The sequence below is a fragment of the Paenibacillus haidiansis genome (assembly GCF_036553665.1).
Taxonomy (GTDB): Bacteria; Bacillota; Bacilli; order Paenibacillales; family Paenibacillaceae; genus Fontibacillus; species Fontibacillus haidiansis.
The window spans coordinates 1-20,562 of sequence record NZ_JAZHPZ010000024.1; the positions used below are offsets into that span (position 1 = coordinate 1).

Here is a 20,562-nt window from a genome sequence, read left to right on the forward strand (position 1 = left end):
AAACCGACACAGGTAGGCGAGAAGAGAATTCTAAGGCGCGCGGAAGAACTCTCGTTAAGGAACTCGGCAAAATGACCCCGTAACTTCGGGAGAAGGGGTGCCCCGGTAGTGTGAATAGCACGAGGGGGCCGCAGTGAAAAGGCCCAAGCGACTGTTTAGCAAAAACACAGGTCTGTGCGAAGCCGTAAGGCGAAGTATACGGGCTGACGCCTGCCCGGTGCTGGAAGGTTAAGGGGAGTGGTTAGGGAGTAATCCCGAAGCTATGAACTGAAGCCCCAGTAAACGGCGGCCGTAACTATAACGGTCCTAAGGTAGCGAAATTCCTTGTCAGGTAAATTCTGACCCGCACGAATGGCGTAACGACTTGGGCGCTGTCTCAACGAGAGATCCGGTGAAATTTTAATACCTGTGAAGATGCAGGTTACCCGCGACAAGACGGAAAGACCCCATGGAGCTTTACTGCAGCTTGATATTGGACTTTGATACGATTTGTACAGGATAGGTGGGAGCCTAGGAAGCCGGAGCGCCAGCTTCGGTGGAGGCGCCGTTGGGATACCACCCTGATCGTATCGGAGTTCTAACCTGGTACCGTAAACCGGTACGGGGACAGTGTCAGGTGGGCAGTTTGACTGGGGCGGTCGCCTCCTAAAGAGTAACGGAGGCGCCCCAAGGTTCCCTCAGAATGGTTGGAAATCATTCGCAGAGTGCAAAGGCAAAAGGGAGCTTGACTGCGAGACTGACAAGTCGAGCAGGGACGAAAGTCGGGCTTAGTGATCCGGTGGTACCGCATGGAAGGGCCATCGCTCAACGGATAAAAGCTACCCTGGGGATAACAGGCTTATCTCCCCCAAGAGTCCACATCGACGGGGAGGTTTGGCACCTCGATGTCGGCTCATCGCATCCTGGGGCTGAAGTAGGTCCCAAGGGTTGGGCTGTTCGCCCATTAAAGCGGTACGCGAGCTGGGTTCAGAACGTCGTGAGACAGTTCGGTCCCTATCTGTCGTGGGCGTAGGAAATTTGAGAGGAGCTGTCCTTAGTACGAGAGGACCGGGATGGACGCACCGCTGGTGCACCAGTTGTTCCGCCAGGAGCACAGCTGGGTAGCTAAGTGCGGACGGGATAAGCGCTGAAAGCATCTAAGCGTGAAGCCCCCCTCAAGATGAGATTTCCCAGTATGTAAGACCCCTTGAAGACGACGAGGTTGATAGGCTGGGGGTGGAAGCACAGCAATGTGTGGAGCTGACCAGTACTAATCGGTCGAGGGCTTATCCAAAGAAAAGAACTAACACGCAAATCTAAGTTTCGTATCCGGTTTTCAAGGATTAAAGCCTTGATTTTATGGCTTGGAGAGATACCCAAGTGGCTATAAGGGGACCCTCTGCTAAGGGGTTAGACTGCGTAAGCGGTGCGAGGGTTCGAATCCCTCTCTCTCCGCCATTTGTACAAGCTAATATGGCGGCGTAGCTCAGCTGGCTAGAGCGTACGGTTCATACCCGTGAGGTCGGGGGTTCGATCCCCTCCGCCGCTACCATCATTACCCGGAGGCTTAGCTCAGCTGGGAGAGCATCTGCCTTACAAGCAGAGGGTCGGGGGTTCGATCCCCTCAGCCTCCACCATTTTTTGCACTTATAATTCGATACGCCGGTGTAGCTCAATTGGTAGAGCAACTGACTTGTAATCAGTAGGTTGGGGGTTCAAGTCCTCTCGCCGGCACCATCAGTACCTAGCGCGGAGCCGTGGTGTAGAGGCCTAACATGCCTGCCTGTCACGCAGGAGACCGCGGGTTCGAATCCCGTCGGCTCCGCCATTCTTTTGACAACATGTATGTTTCCACAATGAAGTGGGAAAGTTACCAACTTAACCGCTTTATTTTTTTGACCAATTGCATATGGCTCGGTAGCTCAGTCGGTAGAGCAGAGGACTGAAAATCCTCGTGTCGGCGGTTCGATTCCGTCCCGAGCCACTTTATGCTCCCTAAAGGCAGCATATTCCGGAGGCTTAGCGAAGTGGCCAAACGCAGCAGACTGTAAATCTGTTCCTTCACTGGTTCGGTGGTTCGAATCCATCAGCCTCCACCAGTTTTGAGCCATTAGCTCAGTTGGTAGAGCACCTGACTTTTAATCAGGGTGTCGAAGGTTCGAGTCCTTCATGGCTCATCCCATAAGTCGTCAACTACGGTTGACGGCTTTTTTCTTTATGTACGAAAGGCGGCATTACCGTTTCCCATAAAGGTTATGATAAAATGGCATTAAACTTATCCTAACTAAATTTATGGAAATGGAAAGGCATCTCGGTATGGAAATCAATTCGCTAAAACAGCAGGTGGAAGAAATCGTCGGGATTCCTCTGACCGTGTCGGAAATAAGTACAGGAGAATGGAATTCCATGGCGTCTAAAGTATCAAATAAGGATTCGTTAGTTTTTCGTCGGAACGGCCGGTTTTTTTGGTTATGGAAAAAGGGAGCAGACCATGTGCAGGTTCTGGAAGCCGATACGGGCGGTATCACGGAGAACGAAGCCAGATTAATTGAGCTTATCGTTTCCGGGGCTCGGGAGGACAAGGAGCACAAGACCGCTCCGGCCAAGAAGGACGACGAGTCGCGCAGCATCCAATTCGGGGAGTGGATTCAGGAGCGGCTGGAACAGGGGGACACGCTCAAGGAAGTACCGGAGAGCTTGGCTTTAAAGCCCCGTCTTCAGACTCCGATGCTGCCGTTTATGTTGAGCTGGGAAAATCGCGCCGTTCAGGGTGTGACTTTTCCGAAACTCTACAAGCTGCTTCGCAGTTATTTCGGCGGTGACTTGCTGCTAATTCCCTTAAAGGAAAGCTGGCTTATACTTGTAAGCGAAGCTTTGCTGAACGATCTCAGGGAAGAGAGTGAGGAAGGCGCCGACACGGAGCGTGATCTGCTATCGGCATTATGTCAGGGGCTTTATGAGCTGATTTCAAATGAATGGGTAGGGGGCGGCTGCCATTTATCCGTTCATGAATTGATCACGGGAGACCGGGATATTGCCGGAGCGGCCTTGTCTTTGCAGGAGACGCTGCGGATCGGTCATCTGTTCCATGTTGCGGAGCATATCCATTTGCCGTGGGAGCTGCGGCTTGAACGACTCGTTTGCAGCATTCCCGATGAGGAGCGCGGGAGATTTCTCGCCGAGATGGGCGGTGCCGCGGGAATTTTCAGCGATGAAGAGATGCTGACGACGCTGGAAACCTTTTTTCAAATGGACTGCAATGTCAGTGAGACGGCAAAGCGGCTTTATATTCATCGTAATACGCTTATGTACCGGATCGACAAGATCAAACAGGAGACCGGACTGGATGTACGGACCTTTCGGGACGCGGTATTAATGAATTTGCAATTGCTATTGTACAAAGTGACAAAAAAGGCCTGATGATTTTTGTGCAGTTTGTGTATAGCGGTTTCATGCCTAAATAGGTAATATATAAATATAAGTTGTATCCGATTACATTTTAGATTGATTTTCTAAATTTCATTTATTAGGAGGCCAAACTCATGGCAGGCGTACGCTTAGAACACATTTACAAAAAATATGCAGGCTCCGACAAAGCGACTGTAGTTGACATTAACCTTGATATCGCCGATAAAGAATTCCTCGTATTGGTAGGTCCTTCCGGTTGCGGTAAATCGACGACTCTCCGGATGATCGCCGGTCTGGAAGAAATCTCCGAAGGCAAACTGTACATCGGTGATCGCGTCGTGAACGACGTTGCTCCGAAAGACCGCGACATCGCGATGGTATTCCAATCCTACGCTTTGTATCCGCACATGAACGTGTACCAAAACATGGCGTTCGGTTTGAAACTGCGCAAAGTGAAGAAAGAAGAAATCGACCAACGCGTTCGCGAAGCTGCGAAAATTCTCGACATCGAGCATTTGCTCGACCGCAAACCTAAAGCTCTTTCCGGTGGTCAGCGTCAACGGGTTGCCTTGGGCCGCGCTATCGTCCGCGATCCTCAAGTGTTCCTCATGGACGAACCGCTTTCCAACTTGGACGCTAAACTGCGCGGTCAAATGCGCGCGGAAATCACGAAGCTGGTTAAACGTCTTGAAACGACTTGCATCTACGTAACACACGACCAAATCGAAGCTATGACGATGGGTGACCGGATCGTAGTTATGTCGGACGGTATCATCCAACAAGCCGCTTCCCCAGAAGAACTGTACAACCAACCGCAAAACATGTTCGTAGCCGGCTTTATCGGATCCCCTACGATGAACTTTGTGAACGGTACACTGGTTGAAGAAGGCGGCGCGGTACGCTTCAAAGCTACAAATATAAACGTAGAAGTACCTCAAGGTAAAGCTACAATCTTGAAGGACAAAAATTATTTGGGTAAAGAAGTTATCATGGGTATCCGTCCTGAAGATATTCATGAAGAGCCGGTATTCCTGGAAGCTTCCCCGCAAACGGCATTTAACGCTGACGTGTATTTGACGGAAAACCTGGGTCACGAAATGCAATTGTACCTGAACGGTGCAGGCGGCGACACTTTGATCGCTCGCGTTGACGGCCGCTCCAATACTCGTGAAGGCGACAATGTGAAATTGGCGATCGATATGAACAAAATTCATATCTTCGACAAAGAATCCGAATTGAACGTATTCTACTCCTAACCGGTTAGAATCAGCCGGAAACCGCCCCTCGGGGCGGTTTTTTTGTTCGGCTGGGGAGCGGTGATTGATTTACGGCGGAATTTCCTTTACGATGAATACATTGACAGAGGTAGAGGATGTAGCGTAGTTTTTACATATTATTGCGGGCCGAATTTCTGCAAGGATGCAGAAACGTGCAGCCAACACGGCAGGCCGTGTCGGAAAGGAAGAACACCATGGCTAATAAAGGAGTTAAAGTATCGGAACTCGTCAACCAGTTTGGACTGGAGGTCGTTTCCGGGGAGCAAGGGCTGAAGCGGGTCATCACGGTTGATGACTTATATCGTCCGGGCCTGGAAATGGCCGGTTATTTCGAATATCACCCGCCGGAACGCGTGCAGATTCTCGGCAAAACCGAGCTTGCGTTCTACGAGATGCTTCCGCTTCAGGAACGGAAGGACCGGATGGAACGTCTTTGCAGCAGCGAGGAAACTCCGTGCATTATTGTAACGAGATCCTGGGAAGTTCCGGAGGAATTGATTGCAATCAGTTCGGAGAAAAATATTCCGGTGCTGCGCAGCAGTATGGCTACGACGATCCTGTCCAGCCGGATCACCAGTTTCCTGGAACGGAAGCTGGCGCCTACGGCAACGATCCACGGGGTGCTTGTGGACGTATATGGGGTTGGAATGCTAATTACCGGCAGCAGTGGTATCGGGAAGAGCGAAACGGCGTTGGAGCTGGTTAAACGCGGACACCGTTTGATCGCGGACGATGCGGTGGAAATCCGCCAAACTTCGGACAATCAGTTGCACGGCACGGCGCCGGAGCTGATCCGCCATTTGCTCGAGATCCGCGGGGTCGGCATCATCAATGTTATGACGCTGTTCGGCGCCGGGGCGATCCGGAACAACAAGCGGATTACATTGGTGGTCAGACTGGAGGCCTGGCAGCAGGAGAAGCAGTATGACCGCCTGGGCCTGGACGAAGAGACGACGCGCATTATCGATACGGATGTGCCGCTGGTTACGATTCCCGTCCGTCCCGGACGAAATCTGGCGGTCATCATTGAAGTCGCGGCGATGAATTTCCGCTTAAAGCGGATGGGGTATAACGCGGCGCTGCAGTTTACGACGAAGCTGACGGAGACAATTTCGGAAGAAATGGACGATTTGGATTAGGAGCGTGAATGATGGGCACCTTGTTATTGAACCCGATCGCCTTTTCGATCGGCGGTTTGAATGTACACTGGTATGGTCTGATTTTGGGCAGCGCCGCTCTGGTCGGTTTGCTGCTTGCCATCTGGGAAGGGAAGCGCTTCAACCTCCCTCAGGATTTTTTCATGGACTTGCTGCTGCTGGGAGTTCCTTCGGCCATCATCGGAGCAAGAATTTATTACGTCGCCTTCATGTGGGATGATTATAAGAACAACCTGATCGACATCTTCAAAATCTGGAATGGCGGTATCGCCATCTACGGCGCGTTAATCGGCGCGATTATCTGCGCGGTTCTATTTACGCGCAGACGCGGTTACAGTTTCTGGCGGATTGCCGATATCTGTGCGCCTTCGCTCATCGCCGGCCAATTGATCGGCCGCTGGGGCAACTTCGTCAACCAGGAGGCTTATGGCGGGCCGACGACGGAGGGCTTCTTGCGCGATTATTTGCATCTGCCTAATTTTATCGTGAATCAAATGAATGTGGAGGGAGTGTACCATCACCCGACCTTCCTGTATGAATCGGTATGGAATTTGGTGGGACTGGTCATTCTCTTTATATTGCGGAGACAGAAATTTTTGCGTGCGGGGGAATTGTTCTTCTCGTATTTCATCTGGTATTCAATCGGGCGGTTCTTCATCGAAGCGCTCAGAACGGACAGCCTGGCGTTCCAAGGCGCTTCTTGGCTTGCCGGCCTCATTGACGGAATGTGGGCGCCGATGACCTGGCTGGGCTTTGAACAGGGATACCTTGCTCCGTCTTACGGGAATGTGCGAATTTCGCAATTGCTGGCGATCTTCTTCGTTATCGCCGCGGTCGCGATGATTATTGTCCGTCGCAGAACCATCAGCGGTTTGCCGCACTACGCCGATCCGATTGTTTCAACGCGTACGAAGGAAATCGAAGGATTGTCTTCGGCTTCGGCCCAGGAACCGTCCGATTTGCCGGCGAAAGAGACCGCCACTTCGCGGTCTGCCGACAAAATCGACGCCCCTGAAGAGCCGGAGGCTCACGAGGATCCGAAAGGGCCGGAAAGTAAATAAAGGAGTTCAACTAGCGAATGATTAACACCGTACTATTTGATCTTGACGGAACCATTATCGACACCAATGAACTGATTATCACCACCTTTTTGCATGTGCTGGGCAATCATTTTCCCGCGAACCCCTATACGAGGGAAGAGATCATTCCTCATATGGGAAGGACGCTGGAGGAGCAAATGCAAACCTTCTCGGGCAGACAAGAGGTGGGGGAGCTCGTTCTGGATTACCGGGCTTTCAACACTTTGCATCATGACGAGATGGTAAAGGAATTCCCGCGGGTTAATGAAGTCATTGGGAAATTGCATGAGCGGGGAATTAAGCTGGGTGTCGTTACGACAAAAATCAAACCAACCGCACTGCGCGCATTGGAGCTGTTCAGCTTGAAACAATACATGGACACGATTGTCACGGTTCAGGATGTGGAGCATCCGAAGCCGCATCCCGAGCCGGTATTGACCGCGATCGCCAACCTTGGCGCCGATCCGGGCCATACGCTGATGGTAGGGGACAGCGCGGCCGATATCCAATCCGCCAAAGCCGCGGGAGTTAAAGCGGCGGGGGTCGCCTGGTCGCTCAAGGGCGCGGAAGTACTGAAGCAATATGATCCGGATTATATCCTGGAAGATATGACCGATTTATACGGGATATTGGGATGGGAGCCAATGAACCAGTGAGAAACGTCAAGCGCTACCCGGTCGAAGGCCCGAACGCACTCTGGCAGTTGTACCGGACCGTCAGCCCCTGGAAGGGCGTCAAAAATTTCATCTTCATCCAAGTCAGCCGGTATTGTCCCATTTTACCGATGAAAAACTGGATTTACCGCCATATTCTCGGGATGAAGGTGGGGGAACATACGGCTTTCGGATTGATGGTCATGGTTGACGTGTTCTTCCCGGAGCTCATTACGATCGGCCGGAACTCGGTGATCGGCTATAATACGACGATCCTAGCGCATGAGTATATGATCAGGGAGTATCGGCTCGGCGAGGTGCACATTGGAAACGATGTGCTGATCGGAGCCAATTGCACGATTCTCCCCGGAGTCACTATCGGCGACGGGGCTGTCGTGGCGGCGGGAGCCGTCGTACATAAAGATGTGGAACCGGGTACCTTCGTGGGCGGCAATCCGCTCCGCGTGCTGGAGAGGAAAAATCCGGAAGGAATTCAGGAAGAAAGCGCGATCCAGGCATTTGATGAAGAGTAGATAATTACTTAGCGGAGATTAACTTTAAACGGCAGCCGCAAAGCCTCTGACGGGACTTTGCGGCTGCCGCTTTTTATTTCAGCATAATTTTAAATTCCAAGGGTTGTTCGATGCTTGTCTCCGAGGAGGACTGCAGCGTAAAAGTTAAGGGTTGAAGGTACTTTTCAGGTTCCAGGCGGAGCAGGATATCGTTCTTTGAGAAATACCCTTCTTTGATTGAATACTGAGTGCCCTCCCCATCCAAAAAATAGCTATCAATCCCCGGAATATCCGCTTGCTCTTGTTCATATCGCAACGAGATCTCGACCGCTTCTTCCCCGCTGACGACATCCTCAATTCGGATTAATGAATTTGGCGATTGTAACTGCTTCTTCTCCGTATCGATGATGATCTTCGTTTCCTTCCCGGGGGAAACTTCGCTAATTCCGGAGCCCCTAAGGGTTACCTTTTGCCAGTCGCTGTAATAAATACTACCGAATTGCAATATGGAGAGGGCAGACTGCCCGTTCTGAGACCGGTATCCATAATCCCGTAACTTCAAGAAGTTTTGAAACTCGCCCTTTCGTGTTTCGCCCAAGTAGAGCTTGGCATCCTCGATAGTTTTTAGCCATTTATCGTCTGAGGAAGCCGTATCAACCTGAAGGATTGTGGAAAGCGGATTAAGCAGTGCATTTGTTACGGTAATCTTATGATCACCGATAGTAACCGTCTGATTGACGGGGAAGCTTCGTTCTACACTACTATACTTGGCTTTGTCCAAGCGGATGGGAATCTCGATATGGCCCAGTTTTGAGACGGGCAGACTGCCCCGTTTGGCAGTGGTTAACTCCCCTGAAAAAACGAGCTCATCCGGTGAGCCATCGTAGAACTGGAGCGTGTAGAAAAGATGACGAGTTTTCTTGTAAAAGTCATTAGGAATCGTTCCTGAAGAGGTTATTATATCCGGCCTCCTCGACTTGCCGTCAACGGTTCCGTACAAGCCTTCCAGTTCGAGATCCATGCCCGTGGAGGTGCCATCAGCCGACCCATTCTCGTAAGTAAGAAATAGAACCATCGTCCGTCTGTCGGCCAATACGCCGTCGACGGTAACTCTGTAACCGTTAATCTCAGCCATCCGGTTAACGGTCTGGTATAACCCGTCGCGGGTGGCAGCTGTCTCCATCGGCGTCGTCATCAGGGAGAGGACGTGTTCCGGAATGGGGACAGAGTTTGCGTTGCTGCCGGCCACCGTGATTCCAGGGCTAACGAGGCTCTGCAGCTGCCAGATCGCCCCTAGGAGTAAACAGAGGGCGAGCGCTCCCGCCGCAATGCCTGAACGGCGAAGGATTGTATTTCTACGGCGCATCCGCTTGCCGCGTTCCATACCCACACGGACGGCGGCGTCCAGCTTCGTCTCGCTCACTTGCTCCTCGGACAGGCGCGAGTCCGTAAAAATTCGGCTCAATTCAATTTCCTCCTGCGCCATAATACAATTCACCTCCCCAAGTCATCTGGCCGCGGAGCTGTTTCAGCCCTTGATGCAGCCAGGTCTTCACCGTGCCTTCCGGCCGGTCCAGTACTTTGGCGATCTCGGCCAGCGTCATGTCCTGATAATATTTCAATGTTAATACATGACGGTACTTCGGCTTTAACCGCTCCAACGCCATTTCGAGATCGAGCTTATAGACGCTGACCATTTCGGCGGACTCCTGCTGCGACAGCGGAACCAGCGGAAGAACCCGTTTCCGCCGCTTCTGTTCGTCGATGCAGCCGTTGATCAGAATACGGATCAGCCAAGGTACGAAGGATTCCGGATCCTTAAGCTGACGGCATTTCACCCAAGCCTTGCATACCGCCTCCTGGACCGCCTCCAAGGCGTCCGACTCATTGCGTAAATAGCTGAAGGCGATGCCGTACAATTTTCTTTTGTGCAGGGAAACGAGACGGTAAAAAGCTTCCTCGTCTCCCCGGCATGCGGCAGCGGCCCATTCTTTCTCTTCCACTTGCGGACTCCTTCCAAAGGTTTATAGGAGGTTCATAAAAATAATTACCGGCCGGTAATCTCAATTCTCATATATATAGACGGTCCGGACGAAAGAACGGTTTTTTAATTTCCTAATTTGCCCGTTTAAGGTAATATAGGGTTTGGGGTAGTCGGATTCATGACAATTTTCCTTTTTTCGGTTTGACTTCAGCATGGCCTCAGCCTTGATTCAGCTTTCATTCAGTTAGCGGGAGTAACCTATTAGTCGGAACATGTAAGACCTAGGACTCTAAAAGACTGGAAGTGGTTGTTGTGGAATCGGGTTATCAAGTCAAAGAAAGGCTGCCGCAGCTGGAGTTGTTTAGAGCGTTCGCCATATTCAGCGTCATCCAAGTCCATGCCTCTTCGACCGCCGCGGCGGAGCAGGCGCTCAATTCGCCGATCTACTATTTTTATAACTGGATGAATATGTTCTTCAAAATCGGCACCACATCATTTCTGTTTCTAAGCGCCTTTGTTTTGTTTTACAACTATTTTGGGAAACCGGTTGACCGCAATTTGATAGGCCGCTTTTATAAGAAGCGCGTTGTTTCTATTTTAATTCCGTATGTGCTTGTTTCCTGCTGTTATTATTTATTTTTGGCCTGGCAGAGAAACGCCCTTCTGAATGAGCCCATCCTTGAGCAATTGCGGCTATTAGGGACGCAGCTATTGACGGGAACGGCGTACACGCATTTATATTACATCCTCATCTTGATCCAGTTCTATGTGTTGTTCCCTTTCTTGCTCTGGCTCATACGGCTTATCCGGAATAGCCGGATCGGAATGGCCCTGGTACTTCCTATAGCGCTGCTCCTGCAATGGGCATTCTATTTCTTGAATAAATACGAGCTGCACCTCTCCAACAAGGGAAGCTACGCTGTGGCTTATATGTCTATCTATATGGCGGGAGCCTTGGCCGCCATTTATTTCGACAGGATAAAAGGTTGGTTGACCTCGGGTTGGAGCGGACTAACGCAGCGGGGCAAATTTGCTGCCTTGAGCTTGTGGGGAAGCTGGCTGGCCGTCACGTTCTATCATGTTCAGCTGTGGTATGATTATAGACAAGGCATTCACGCGGCAAGCACGCTCTGGTTTGAAATCGTTTGGAATGTGCATATGCTGTTGTCCGCGCTGGTGCTGCTGAAAGCGGCTTTTCTGATCCACCGCAAAGGGCCGGCCTTCTGGGTCAAGGCTTTAACCCGCATGGGTGAACTGTCCTTCGGGATCTATTTATTTCATCCAATCGTGCTCCGGGAGTATCGCTTCATTAGATACCGCGTGGCTTATCCGCCGGAGTCCATGATGTACTTGCTGTACATTCTTGGCGGATCGTTAAGCGCGCTCTTCTTGTCTTGGATTTTCGTTCAGTTCTGCTACAAGCGGCTTCCGTTCGCGTCGCTGTTTCTCGGCAATGTCCCGGGTTCGTTCAAGAAAGTTCCCTTAAAGGACAACGACATGAAGGCTGCCGCGTGATCAGATTCGATCGTCTTAAAGAAGGTAGTAATTATTTACAGCATGTATATTTTCAGCTTCATTTCAGCCTAACTGGGTAACTTAATGGTATTCGCTGCGTTTGCATCATAGAGGCGGTAAAGCATAAGGACCTGAGTAAACTGGGAGTTGATGTCGTGAAAATAGCAAGCAAAGAGAGATTGCCGCAGCTGGATTTGTTCCGGGCGCTGGCCATTTTTAGCGTCATTCAAGTTCATGCTTCCTCGTATGCCGCCGGAGGGCAGGCATTGGAATCGTCCATCTTCTATTTCTATAACTGGATGAATATCTTTTTCCGCATCGGGACGAGTTCGTTCATCTTCCTCAGCAGTTTTGTCCTTTTCTACAATTATTTCGATAAACCGGTAAACCGCGATATCATCGGGCGCTTCTACAAAAAGCGGCTCACCTATATTATCCTGCCCTATCTGCTTGTCTCCTTCTGCTATTATCTGGTGGTTGTCTGGATTCAAAAAGATTATCTGAACCATTCGATCACAGAGCTGCTTCAATCACTGGGAATCAGACTGTTGACGGGGAGCGCTTATACGCATTTGTATTTCATTTTTATCAATATTCAATTTTACGTCCTGTTCCCGCTGCTGCTATGGCTGATTCAGCGTTTGGGCAAGAGCAAGGCATCGGTCGCGTGGATATTTCCGATCGGGCTGGCGATTCAATGGGCCTTTTTCTTTTGGAATAAATATCAATTGGAGCTGCCGAACAAAGGAAGCTTTGCGCCTTCGTACATGTCTTTTTATATGCTGGGAGCTTTGATGGCGATTTATTTCGACTCTATCAAAGGCTGGCTGACGACGGGCTGGAGAGAGGCAAGCAAGACGCAAAAAGGCTGGACGGTTGCCCTTTGGGTCGGCTGGCTGGCCATGTCTTTTATCGATGTGCAGATTTATTTCCTGTTGAGAACCGGAGCCTTCACCGCTGACACGACCGTATTCGAACTCGTATGGAATATCCACCTGCTGCTCTCGGCCGTGGTACTTATGAAAGCGGCGTTTGTGATCTATCGCAAAGGGTCGGGTTTTTGGATAAAAGCATTGACGCGCATCGGGGAATTGTCTTTTGCGATTTATCTGTTTCATCCGGTGGTATTGCTTGGCTACAGGCAGTTCCGCAACCGGTTGGCGGGGGAAGACATTTCGCTGGCCTACTTCTTGTTCATTATCGGCGGGTCGCTTTGCGCTTTGCTCGTGTCCTGGGCGTTTGTGCAGTTTTGTTTTAAACGGCTGCCGTTTGCCTCGTGGTTCTTGGGGAATGTTCCCGGTTCGCTGAGAAAAAGAAAAAAACTTCCGGGCCAGGATACCGGCTCCACTCCGACGGTAAAAGTAAATATGTAATCGCAATAAACAAAAGCCGGCCCGGCAGCGAGCCGACTTTTGTTTTATTCGCAAATGGCCTTCATAATAGATTGAAGAAGGGCAAAGTACGGTTCCGCCGAACCGTTGACGGTTACGGAATAAATATGATAAGATATGCCATAACCTTTACTTTGGTAGTATGGTAGCACTTTAATGTATTAAAGAAACTTCTTTATATCGATAAATTATTTCGTGTAGTGAGGTGAACGTTTTGTCGAAACCGAAAGGCTTTGAAAAACCGGCCGGCGTTCGCGATTATTTGCCTCATGCGGCTGAAAAGCTGCGGGCGATCGAGCGCAGTGTACTGGATTGCATGGGCGGTTGGGGATACCGCCAAATCATGACGCCGACGATGGAATATTACGATACGGTGGGCGTCGCCAGCTCCACATCTGATCAAAAGCTGTTCAAGCTGCTCAACAACCGGGGAACGACGATGGTTCTCCGTTCGGATATGACGGCCCCGATTGCCCGGGTCGTGGCTTCGCTGCTGAAGGATGAGCCGCTTCCGCTGCGGCTGTCCTACCACGCCAACGTGTTTCGGGCTATTGAAGAGGAGGCGGGGAAAGAGGCCGAGTTCTATCAGACCGGCGTCGAGCTGGTGGGAGACGATTCGCCGGAGGCCGACGCCGAAGTGGTCGCGCTCGCGGTCGCCTCGCTGAAAGCCGCGGGCGTGAAGTCGTTCAGAATCGCGCTCGGCCATGTCGGCTTTCTGAACGGATTGTTGGAGGAAGCGGTGCCCGGACGGGAGGATGTCCGGGAAACGTTGAAGGAATATTTGCTCAAGCGGGATTTCGTCGGCTACCGCGAGACGCTGGCGGGCTTATCGCTGTCGGCACAGCAGTTCGAAGAGCTGGAGGGGATCCTCCGGCTGCGCGGCGGCCAGGAAATTTGCTCCCAGGCGCTGGACTTAAGCGGAAATCCGGAGGCCCGGCACGCCGTCCGCCATCTTAGCGAGGTGTGGGACGCGCTGGAGGATTACGGAGTCGCGCGGCATATTATGATCGACCTTACGATGATCGGCGATTTCTCCTATTACACCGGGATGACCTTCGAAGGATATGCCGCCGAGCTCGGGTTTCCGGTGTGCAGCGGCGGACGCTACGATAATCTGCTGCAGCAATTCGGACGCCCGGCGCCGGCGACAGGGTTCGCGCTCAAGACGAGCCGGATTCTCGACGGCGTGGACGGTATCAAAGCGGAGCGGGAGCTGCCGCTATTGATCCAGTACGACGCCGACAACCGCAAGCCGGCGTTTGCCGAGGCGGAGCGCCTGCGCGGCGAAGGCCGCAGCGTCCTATTGCGCCATGTGGCCGGACCGGCCGATGTGCTGGGCGAGACGATCGCCAGAGGTGTCCGCACCGGTCCGCTCGGACCCGCCTATGGCGAGATCGTGACTTATACGAGCTTTTGAAGAGTTGCCAGCATGCCAATGCATGCCAATTAACTGTAAAACCTACAGGTAATTTTATTGAGGAAGGCAATCCGGTTGAAATAACTGGAAAACCTCCAGTTATATTTTCCATTTAAGCGGTTTGCGGCTATATGTGGGCGAAATAGCTGTAGGTTATCCATCTCATTGACGGAAATAAGCGATTCGGACCTATTTAGCGGCAGATTATCCAGTTAAATGAGCAATCGAGCTGCCGGAGGAAAGGAGGGCCTGATCTATTTTGGGCGAAATTATCAAAGTTGCCATGCCGAAAGGGCGCATCTATAAAAAAGCTTCGGCCTTGTTCCGCGACGCGGGCATTCAAATTCCGGAGGATATCGACGAATCGCGCAAACTGGTGATCCCTCTGCCGGAGATCGGCATGGAGTTCATTCTGGCGAAGCCGGTCGACGTGCCGACCTATGTGGAGTATGGCGTCGCCGACATCGGGATCGTTGGTAAAGACGTGCTGATGGAGGAGAACCGGGACGTATACGAGCTGCTGGACCTCGGAATCGCACGCTGCCGCATGTCGGTGATCGCGCTGCCGGACTGGAAGCCGGGCATTCACCAGCGGGTGGCGACGAAATATCCGAATGTGGCTTCGCAATATTTTCGCGAGCATGGGCAGCAGGTGGAGGTCATCAAGCTGAACGGTTCCATCGAGCTGGCCCCGCTGATCGGTCTGGCCGACCGGATCGTTGACATGGTGGAAACAGGCCAGACACTGCGCGAGAATGGACTGGTCGAGCTGGAGAGCATTTTTGAAATCACGAGCCGGCTGGTGGCCAATCGGGTCAGTTACCGGATGAAAAACGCAGAAATTCAGGCGGTCTGCGATGCTTTGGAGAAAGTGATTCCGGCGAAAAGCGAAGTATAGCCGTTTAACAGCAATTTAATAGCCATTTAGTAAAATAAATCGGAATGACGGATGCCGGGGAGGGCTGCAGGATGAAGATGGTGAAAGCGCAAGATTTCGATCTGCGGCGGGAGGTGGAGTACGGATCGGCGGAGCAGAACGAAGCGGTCCGGAAAATCGTCCTGGATGTAAAACGGGAAGGGGACGCCGCGCTGCTGCGATATACGGAGAAATTCGACGGAGTGCGGTTGGAAGCCGCCGGGCTGAGAGTAACCCGGGAGGAATTGCAGGCGGCTTACAACGAGGTGGAACCGTCGTTCGTCGAGGCGATTGCAGCGGCGGCGGCCAATATTCGGGCGTTTCATGCGAAGCAGAAGCGCAATTCCTGGATGGATTTGCAGCCAGACGGCAGTCTGCTCGGGCAAATCATCCGCCCGCTGAAGCGAGTCGGCGTATACGTGCCCGGCGGCAAAGCCGCTTATCCTTCCTCGGTGCTGATGAACGTCATTCCGGCGCAAGTCGCCGGCGTGCCGGAGATCGTGATGGTCACGCCGCCGGCCACCGGCGGGAAAGAAGGCATCGATCCGTATATTCTCGTCGCGGCGGCCGAGGCCGGCGTGCACGAAATCTACCGGGTCGGGGGGGCGCAGGCCATCGCCGCGCTGGCCTACGGCACGGACGCGGTTGCCCCGGTCGATAAAATCTGCGGACCGGGCAATATCTACGTCGCGCTGGCGAAACGCGAAGTGTACGGCGTCGTCGACATCGACAGCATCGCCGGGCCGAGCGAGATCGCCGTGCTGGCGGACGACAGCGCCGATCCCGCCTACGTGGCGGCGGATCTGTTGTCCCAGGCCGAGCACGACGAGATGGCGTCGGCGATCCTGGTGACGCCGTCCGAAGCCTTTGCGAAGGCGTGCCAGGCGGAGGTCGAGCGCCAGCTGGCGGAGCTGCCGCGGCGGGACATCGCCGGCGCATCCGTCCGGGACTACGGCGCGATCATTCTCGTCGATTCCGTGGAAGAGGGAATCGGCGTGATCAACCGGCTGGCGCCGGAGCATTTTGAGCTGATCGTGGCGGAGCCGATGGCCTATGTCGGCTTGATCGAAAACGCCGGGGCCATCTTCCTCGGGCCGTACAGCTCGGAGCCGGTGGGCGATTATTTCGCCGGACCGAATCATATTATTCCGACAAACGGCACGGCGCGTTTTTCGTCGCCGGTCGATGTGGACGATTTTATTAAGAAATCGAGTCTGATCTATTACAGCAAGGAAGCGCTCCTGCAAAACGGAGCGACCATCATGGAGCTGGCGCGGCGCGAAGGGCTGGAAGGCCATGCCCGGGCGATCGAGATCCGGCTGAATAAAGAAGGAAAGGCGGGGGCGGGCGATGACAAATAGCACCTCGGAAGCGCGGGAACGCCGCGCGGAAATCAGCCGCAAAACGAACGAAACGGATATCAAGCTGCAATTCGCCGTTGACGGGACGGGTAAATCGGAGCTGGAGACGGATGTGCCATTTCTGAACCATATGCTCGACCTGTTTACGAAGCACGGCCATTTCGACCTCTCCGTGCAAGCTCACGGGGATATCGAAATCGACGATCATCATACGGTGGAGGATATCGGCATCTGCCTCGGCGAGTGCCTCCGCAAAGCGCTTGGCGACAAGCGGGGCATCAAGCGCTATGCCAGCGTATTCGTCCCGATGGACGAGGCGCTGGCACAGGTCGTGATCGACATCAGCAACCGGCCGCATTTCGAATACCGCGCAGAGTATCCCTCGGATCGGGTCGGCAGCTTTGATGTTCAGCTCGTGCACGAGTTTCTGTGGAAGCTGGCGCTGGAGGCGCGGATTACGCTGCACGTTATCGTGCATTACGGGCAGAATACGCACCATATGATAGAGGCTGTCTTCAAGGCGCTCGGCCGGGCGATCGACGAGGCGACGAGCATCGATCCGCGCGTCAGCGGCGTGCCGTCGACGAAAGGAGTGCTGTAAATGACAATCGCGATTGTCGACTATGGCATGGGCAATTTGCACAGCGTCAGCAAGGCGGTCGAGCGGCTCGGCTACGGGGGGCTCGTCACCGGCGACGCAGACGCTATCCTCGGCGCGGCCGGCGTAGTGCTGCCGGGCGTCGGCGCTTTCGGCGACGCGATGGAGCATCTCCGCGCGTCAGGGCTGGACGCCGTGGTGCGGCAGGCGGCCGCATCCGGAACTCCGCTGCTCGGCATCTGCCTCGGCATGCAGCTGCTCTTCGCCGAGAGCGAAGAGCACGGCCGCAACGAGGGCCTCGGCATTTTGCCGGGCAAGGCGGTGCGTTTTGACGGCGACAGCGGCCTGAAGGTGCCGCACATGGGCTGGAACCGGCTTGCGTTCCTGCAGCCGGATAGCCCGCTCCTGGCTGGCCTAGGCGAAGGACATGTGTACTTCGTCCATTCGTATCATGTGCAGCCGGAGCGCCGCGAGGATCTGCTGGCCGTCACGGATTACGGCCAGCCGGTGACGGCCATTGTCGGCCGCGGGAATGTGTACGGCATGCAGTTCCATCCGGAAAAGAGCGGCGAGCTCGGGATGGCGCTGCTGCGAAACTTCCTGGCGCTTGCCGAACGGGAAACGGCGACCGCTTAAATAGCGGGGATCCAGGTCCAGCGTATGGGCCATATGCAGTAACTTAACGACGGATAGACGGAGATGAAACGGTTGGGGACGATGCGAGGCGATGGTGACTTGATGCGGCGTTCGAAGGCCAACGCCTTCATTGGAAAAAATCCAACGGATAAGGATGAGGCCCGGGCAGCCGATTCCCTTCATTGGATATAATCCAACGAGATAGCCGGGTTAGAGCGGTTTTTCACCCAAATGTGCTCAAAATGATTGGATATTTTCCAATTGAGCTTTAGGCGGAGGATGGTGCATCCTAGTTAGATTGGAATTTTTCCAATGAAGGGATCACGACGTCACACCAAGCATCACATAGAAGCATCACTAACCATCACCAATCAACACCATGCACCATCAGGGACACCGTACACCGCAACATACAGTTCATTTTCATGGCAGGAGGAACCATACATGTCTTCATTCGTAATCTACCCGGCGATCGATATCCGGGGCGGAAAATGCGTGCGTCTCGTGCAGGGGGATTATGCCCGCGAGACGGTATACAATGAGAATCCGGTCGAGGTGGCCCGCTCCTGGGAAGCGCAAGGCGCAGGCTTCATCCACCTGGTCGACCTGGACGGCGCGAAGGCCGGCCATCCGGTGAACGATGCGCTGATCGGCGAGATCGCCCGCAGTGTGCAGGTGCCGGTACAGGTCGGAGGCGGCCTGAGAACGCTGGGCGATGTCGAGCGGCTGCTGTCGCTGGGCGTCAGCCGGGTCATTATCGGCACGGCGGCGATTGAAGACCGGGCGTTTACCGAAGCGGTGCTGGGCGCTTACGGCGACAAGGTCGCCATCGGCATCGACGCGCGGAACGGTTATGTGGCGACGCGCGGCTGGCTGGAGACGTCCGAGGTGCAAGCGGAGGTGCTGGCCAAGGAACTGGCGGCCAAAGGAGCGGAGACGTTCATATTTACCGACATTTCCCGGGACGGGATGATGCAGGGGCCTAACGTCGAGGCGATTCGCTCGCTAGCACAGGCCTCGGGACGGACGGTGATCGCCTCCGGCGGAGTCACCGTGCAGGACGATCTGTTGAAGCTGGCCGCATATGCCGATCAAGGCATCGGCGGAGCGATCGTCGGCAAGGCGCTGTATACCGGCAGCATCGATCTTGCCGCGGCGCTGTCGGCCGTATCGGCGGCGGTTAAATAGAGAAGGGGAGAGTTGAGGGCGATGCTGGCTAAACGAATTATCCCTTGCCTGGACGTTAAGGACGGCAGGGTCGTCAAGGGCGTCAATTTTGTCAATCTCCGCGATGCCGGAGACCCGGTCGAGCTAGCGGCGCTGTATGACCGCGAGGGGGCGGACGAGATCGTATTTCTCGACATTTCCGCTTCGAATGAAGGCCGGGCGACGATGATCGAGGTGGTCCGGCAAACGGCGGGGGAAATCGCGATTCCGTTCACCGTCGGCGGCGGTATCTCCCAGGTCGACGACATGAAGCGCATCTTGCGGGCCGGAGCCGACAAAATCGGCATCAACACGGCGGCGGTGCTGAATCCGCAGTTGATTTCGGACGGTGCGCGGCGCTTTGGCTCCCAATGCATCGTCGTGGCGGTGGATGCCAAATATAATCCGGCCTGGGGCGAATGGGAGGTCTACACCCACGGCGGGCGCAAGCCTGCCGGCATCAAAGCCCTCGAATGGGTTAAAGAGGCCGAGTCGCGCGGTGCGGGCGAGATTTTGCTGACGAGTATGGATGCGGACGGCACGAAGGACGGGTTCGATTTGCCTTTGACAAGCGCCGTGAGCAGGTCCGTAACCATCCCGGTGATTGCCTCGGGGGGTGCGGGCAAGCCGGACGATTTCTATGAGGTATTTACGGAAGGACATGCGGACGCCGCTCTGGCGGCGACGATTTTTCATTATAAAGAAATTGCGGTGCCGGATTTGAAGCGGGACCTGAAGTCCAGAGGGGTGGAGATACGATGACAGATTCAGATAAACAACCGCTGCAGCTCTCATTGCCGCTTGGAGAACTGGAGCAGGCGATCAAATGGGACGCGCAAGGCCTGGTCCCGGCCATCGTGCAGGATGCCTCGACCAAAGAGGTGCTGATGCTGGCCTACATGAACCGGGAGTCTCTCGGCAAATTGGTGGAAACGGGGCAGACCTGGTTTTGGAGCCGTTCCCGCGCCGAGCTGTGGAACAAGGGGGCTACCTCGGGCAATACCCAGCAAATCCGTGCGCTGCGCTACGACTGTGACGGGGATACGCTGCTGGTGGAAGTGGACCGTCAGGGTCCGGCCTGCCATACCGGGGAAGATACCTGCTTCTTCCGCACGGCGGCTACGGGAAGCGGCGAAGAAAACGGGGCTCCGCGCAAGGCTTCAGATCGTTTTGCGGTGCTGTCTGAGCTGGAGCAACTCATCGCCGATCGTTATAAGGAGCGCCCGGAAGGCGCCTATACGACGTATTTGTTTGATAAGGGCCTCGATAAGATTTTGAAAAAAGTGGGCGAAGAGACCGCCGAATCCATCATCGCGGCCAAAAACGCAGACAACGACGAACTGCGTTATGAAGTTAGCGACTTGATCTATCACCTGCTGGTGCTGCTGCGCGAGCGGAATTTGCCGCTTGACGAAATCATGGCGGAGCTGGAGCGGCGTCACGAACGGCCGCGTCGGGATTAGGGCTGGTGAG

Annotated in this window: 18 protein-coding genes, 8 tRNA genes and 1 rRNA gene; 25 read left to right on the forward strand and 2 right to left on the reverse strand. The window is 53.9% G+C overall.

The window, feature by feature from the left end:
* From V3851_RS25510 to V3851_RS25580, 15 genes are all read left to right on the forward strand, one after another.
* Positions 1-1,273, forward strand: a 23S ribosomal RNA gene (locus tag V3851_RS25510); the annotation flags it as partial.
* A gap of 72 nt (positions 1,274-1,345) precedes the next feature.
* Positions 1,346-1,437 (forward strand) — tRNA-Ser (locus V3851_RS25515).
* Between the two features lie 17 nt (positions 1,438-1,454).
* Positions 1,455-1,531, forward strand: a tRNA-Met gene (locus V3851_RS25520).
* A 9-nt stretch (positions 1,532-1,540) separates the two neighbouring features.
* Positions 1,541-1,616: transfer RNA gene (locus tag V3851_RS25525), tRNA-Val, on the forward strand.
* Positions 1,617-1,640: 24 nt separating this feature from the next.
* Positions 1,641-1,716, forward strand: a tRNA-Thr gene (locus V3851_RS25530).
* Between the two features lie 14 nt (positions 1,717-1,730).
* Positions 1,731-1,807, forward strand: a tRNA-Asp gene (locus V3851_RS25535).
* Positions 1,808-1,890: 83 nt separating this feature from the next.
* Positions 1,891-1,963: transfer RNA gene (locus V3851_RS25540), tRNA-Phe, on the forward strand.
* A gap of 29 nt (positions 1,964-1,992) precedes the next feature.
* Positions 1,993-2,078 (forward strand) — tRNA-Tyr (locus V3851_RS25545).
* Between the two features lie 5 nt (positions 2,079-2,083).
* A tRNA-Lys gene (locus V3851_RS25550) sits at positions 2,084-2,156 on the forward strand.
* A gap of 316 nt (positions 2,157-2,472) precedes the next feature.
* Positions 2,473-3,399 carry a PucR family transcriptional regulator gene (locus V3851_RS25555; protein WP_331849248.1) on the forward strand — a complete coding sequence of 309 codons (927 nt, stop codon included), beginning with the start codon at positions 2,473-2,475 and terminating at the stop codon, positions 3,397-3,399.
* A gap of 122 nt (positions 3,400-3,521) precedes the next feature.
* On the forward strand, positions 3,522-4,643 hold the full coding sequence (locus tag V3851_RS25560) for an ABC transporter ATP-binding protein (protein WP_331849249.1): 1,122 nt from the start codon (positions 3,522-3,524) through the stop codon (positions 4,641-4,643).
* Between the two features lie 215 nt (positions 4,644-4,858).
* Complete coding sequence (hprK, locus tag V3851_RS25565; protein ID WP_331849250.1) at positions 4,859-5,803, forward strand: HPr(Ser) kinase/phosphatase; 945 nt, start codon at positions 4,859-4,861, stop codon at positions 5,801-5,803.
* A gap of 11 nt (positions 5,804-5,814) precedes the next feature.
* Positions 5,815-6,882 carry a prolipoprotein diacylglyceryl transferase gene (lgt, locus tag V3851_RS25570; RefSeq protein ID WP_331849251.1) on the forward strand — a complete coding sequence of 356 codons (1,068 nt, stop codon included), beginning with the start codon at positions 5,815-5,817 and terminating at the stop codon, positions 6,880-6,882.
* Between the two features lie 17 nt (positions 6,883-6,899).
* Positions 6,900-7,556, forward strand: a complete 657-nt coding sequence (ppaX, locus tag V3851_RS25575) for a pyrophosphatase PpaX (RefSeq protein WP_331849252.1) — start codon at positions 6,900-6,902, stop codon at positions 7,554-7,556.
* Positions 7,553-8,086, forward strand: a complete 534-nt coding sequence (locus V3851_RS25580; protein ID WP_331849253.1) for an acyltransferase — start codon at positions 7,553-7,555, stop codon at positions 8,084-8,086. The genes ppaX and V3851_RS25580 overlap by 4 nt, the downstream gene beginning before the upstream one ends.
* A gap of 73 nt (positions 8,087-8,159) precedes the next feature.
* Here the strand turns inward: V3851_RS25580 and V3851_RS25585 are convergent, their stop codons facing one another.
* Together V3851_RS25585 and V3851_RS25590 are read right to left on the reverse strand one after the other, a co-directional pair.
* The gene (locus V3851_RS25585; RefSeq protein WP_331849254.1) at positions 8,160-9,551 is read right to left on the reverse strand and encodes a DUF4179 domain-containing protein; all 1,392 of its coding nucleotides are present in this window, start codon (positions 9,549-9,551) and stop codon (positions 8,160-8,162) included.
* Positions 9,532-10,068: a sigma-70 family RNA polymerase sigma factor gene (locus tag V3851_RS25590; RefSeq protein WP_331849255.1), complete on the reverse strand. Its 537-nt coding sequence runs from the start codon at positions 10,066-10,068 to the stop codon at positions 9,532-9,534. The genes V3851_RS25585 and V3851_RS25590 overlap by 20 nt, the downstream gene beginning before the upstream one ends.
* A gap of 293 nt (positions 10,069-10,361) precedes the next feature.
* Between V3851_RS25590 and V3851_RS25595 the strand changes: the two genes are divergently transcribed.
* From V3851_RS25595 to hisIE, 10 genes are all read left to right on the forward strand, one after another.
* Positions 10,362-11,564, forward strand: coding sequence for an acyltransferase (locus V3851_RS25595; RefSeq protein WP_331849256.1), 1,203 nt, complete (start codon positions 10,362-10,364; stop codon positions 11,562-11,564).
* Between the two features lie 155 nt (positions 11,565-11,719).
* Positions 11,720-12,937, forward strand: a complete 1,218-nt coding sequence (locus tag V3851_RS25600) for an acyltransferase (protein WP_331849257.1) — start codon at positions 11,720-11,722, stop codon at positions 12,935-12,937.
* 232 nt (positions 12,938-13,169) lie between these two features.
* Positions 13,170-14,372, forward strand: a complete 1,203-nt coding sequence (locus V3851_RS25605) for an ATP phosphoribosyltransferase regulatory subunit (protein ID WP_331849258.1) — start codon at positions 13,170-13,172, stop codon at positions 14,370-14,372.
* A gap of 259 nt (positions 14,373-14,631) precedes the next feature.
* Positions 14,632-15,270, forward strand: a complete 639-nt coding sequence (hisG, locus tag V3851_RS25610; RefSeq protein ID WP_331849259.1) for an ATP phosphoribosyltransferase — start codon at positions 14,632-14,634, stop codon at positions 15,268-15,270.
* 71 nt (positions 15,271-15,341) lie between these two features.
* Entirely contained in the window at positions 15,342-16,649 is a 1,308-nt protein-coding gene (gene hisD, locus V3851_RS25615) for a histidinol dehydrogenase (protein WP_331849260.1), read from the forward strand.
* A complete protein-coding gene (hisB, locus tag V3851_RS25620; protein ID WP_331849261.1) occupies positions 16,639-17,250 on the forward strand; it encodes an imidazoleglycerol-phosphate dehydratase HisB in 612 nt (203 codons plus the stop codon). Before hisD ends, hisB begins: the two co-directional genes overlap by 11 nt.
* On the forward strand, positions 17,251-17,883 hold the full coding sequence (hisH, locus tag V3851_RS25625) for an imidazole glycerol phosphate synthase subunit HisH (protein ID WP_331849262.1): 633 nt from the start codon (positions 17,251-17,253) through the stop codon (positions 17,881-17,883). It abuts the gene before it with no gap.
* A 444-nt stretch (positions 17,884-18,327) separates the two neighbouring features.
* Complete coding sequence (gene hisA, locus V3851_RS25630; protein ID WP_331849263.1) at positions 18,328-19,071, forward strand: 1-(5-phosphoribosyl)-5-[(5-phosphoribosylamino)methylideneamino]imidazole-4-carboxamide isomerase; 744 nt, start codon at positions 18,328-18,330, stop codon at positions 19,069-19,071.
* Between the two features lie 21 nt (positions 19,072-19,092).
* The gene (gene hisF / locus V3851_RS25635; protein WP_331849264.1) at positions 19,093-19,851 is read left to right on the forward strand and encodes an imidazole glycerol phosphate synthase subunit HisF; all 759 of its coding nucleotides are present in this window, start codon (positions 19,093-19,095) and stop codon (positions 19,849-19,851) included.
* Complete coding sequence (hisIE, locus tag V3851_RS25640) at positions 19,848-20,552, forward strand: bifunctional phosphoribosyl-AMP cyclohydrolase/phosphoribosyl-ATP diphosphatase HisIE (RefSeq protein WP_331849265.1); 705 nt, start codon at positions 19,848-19,850, stop codon at positions 20,550-20,552. The genes hisF and hisIE overlap by 4 nt, the downstream gene beginning before the upstream one ends.
* The last annotated feature ends 10 nt before the right edge of the window (positions 20,553-20,562 follow it).

Coding starts and splice junctions, on each gene's coding strand:
- V3851_RS25560 (WP_331849249.1), top strand. CDS start 3,522: ATGGCAGGCGTACGCTTAGAACACATTTACAAAAAATATGCAGGCTCC.
- hprK (WP_331849250.1), top strand. CDS start 4,859: ATGGCTAATAAAGGAGTTAAAGTATCGGAACTCGTCAACCAGTTTGGA.
- lgt (WP_331849251.1), top strand. CDS start 5,815: ATGGGCACCTTGTTATTGAACCCGATCGCCTTTTCGATCGGCGGTTTG.
- ppaX (WP_331849252.1), top strand. CDS start 6,900: ATGATTAACACCGTACTATTTGATCTTGACGGAACCATTATCGACACC.
- V3851_RS25585 (WP_331849254.1), bottom strand. CDS start 9,551: ATGGCGCAGGAGGAAATTGAATTGAGCCGAATTTTTACGGACTCGCGC.
- hisD (WP_331849260.1), top strand. CDS start 15,342: ATGAAGATGGTGAAAGCGCAAGATTTCGATCTGCGGCGGGAGGTGGAG.
- hisB (WP_331849261.1), top strand. CDS start 16,639: ATGACAAATAGCACCTCGGAAGCGCGGGAACGCCGCGCGGAAATCAGC.
- hisH (WP_331849262.1), top strand. CDS start 17,251: ATGACAATCGCGATTGTCGACTATGGCATGGGCAATTTGCACAGCGTC.
- hisA (WP_331849263.1), top strand. CDS start 18,328: ATGTCTTCATTCGTAATCTACCCGGCGATCGATATCCGGGGCGGAAAA.
- hisF (WP_331849264.1), top strand. CDS start 19,093: ATGCTGGCTAAACGAATTATCCCTTGCCTGGACGTTAAGGACGGCAGG.
- hisIE (WP_331849265.1), top strand. CDS start 19,848: ATGACAGATTCAGATAAACAACCGCTGCAGCTCTCATTGCCGCTTGGA.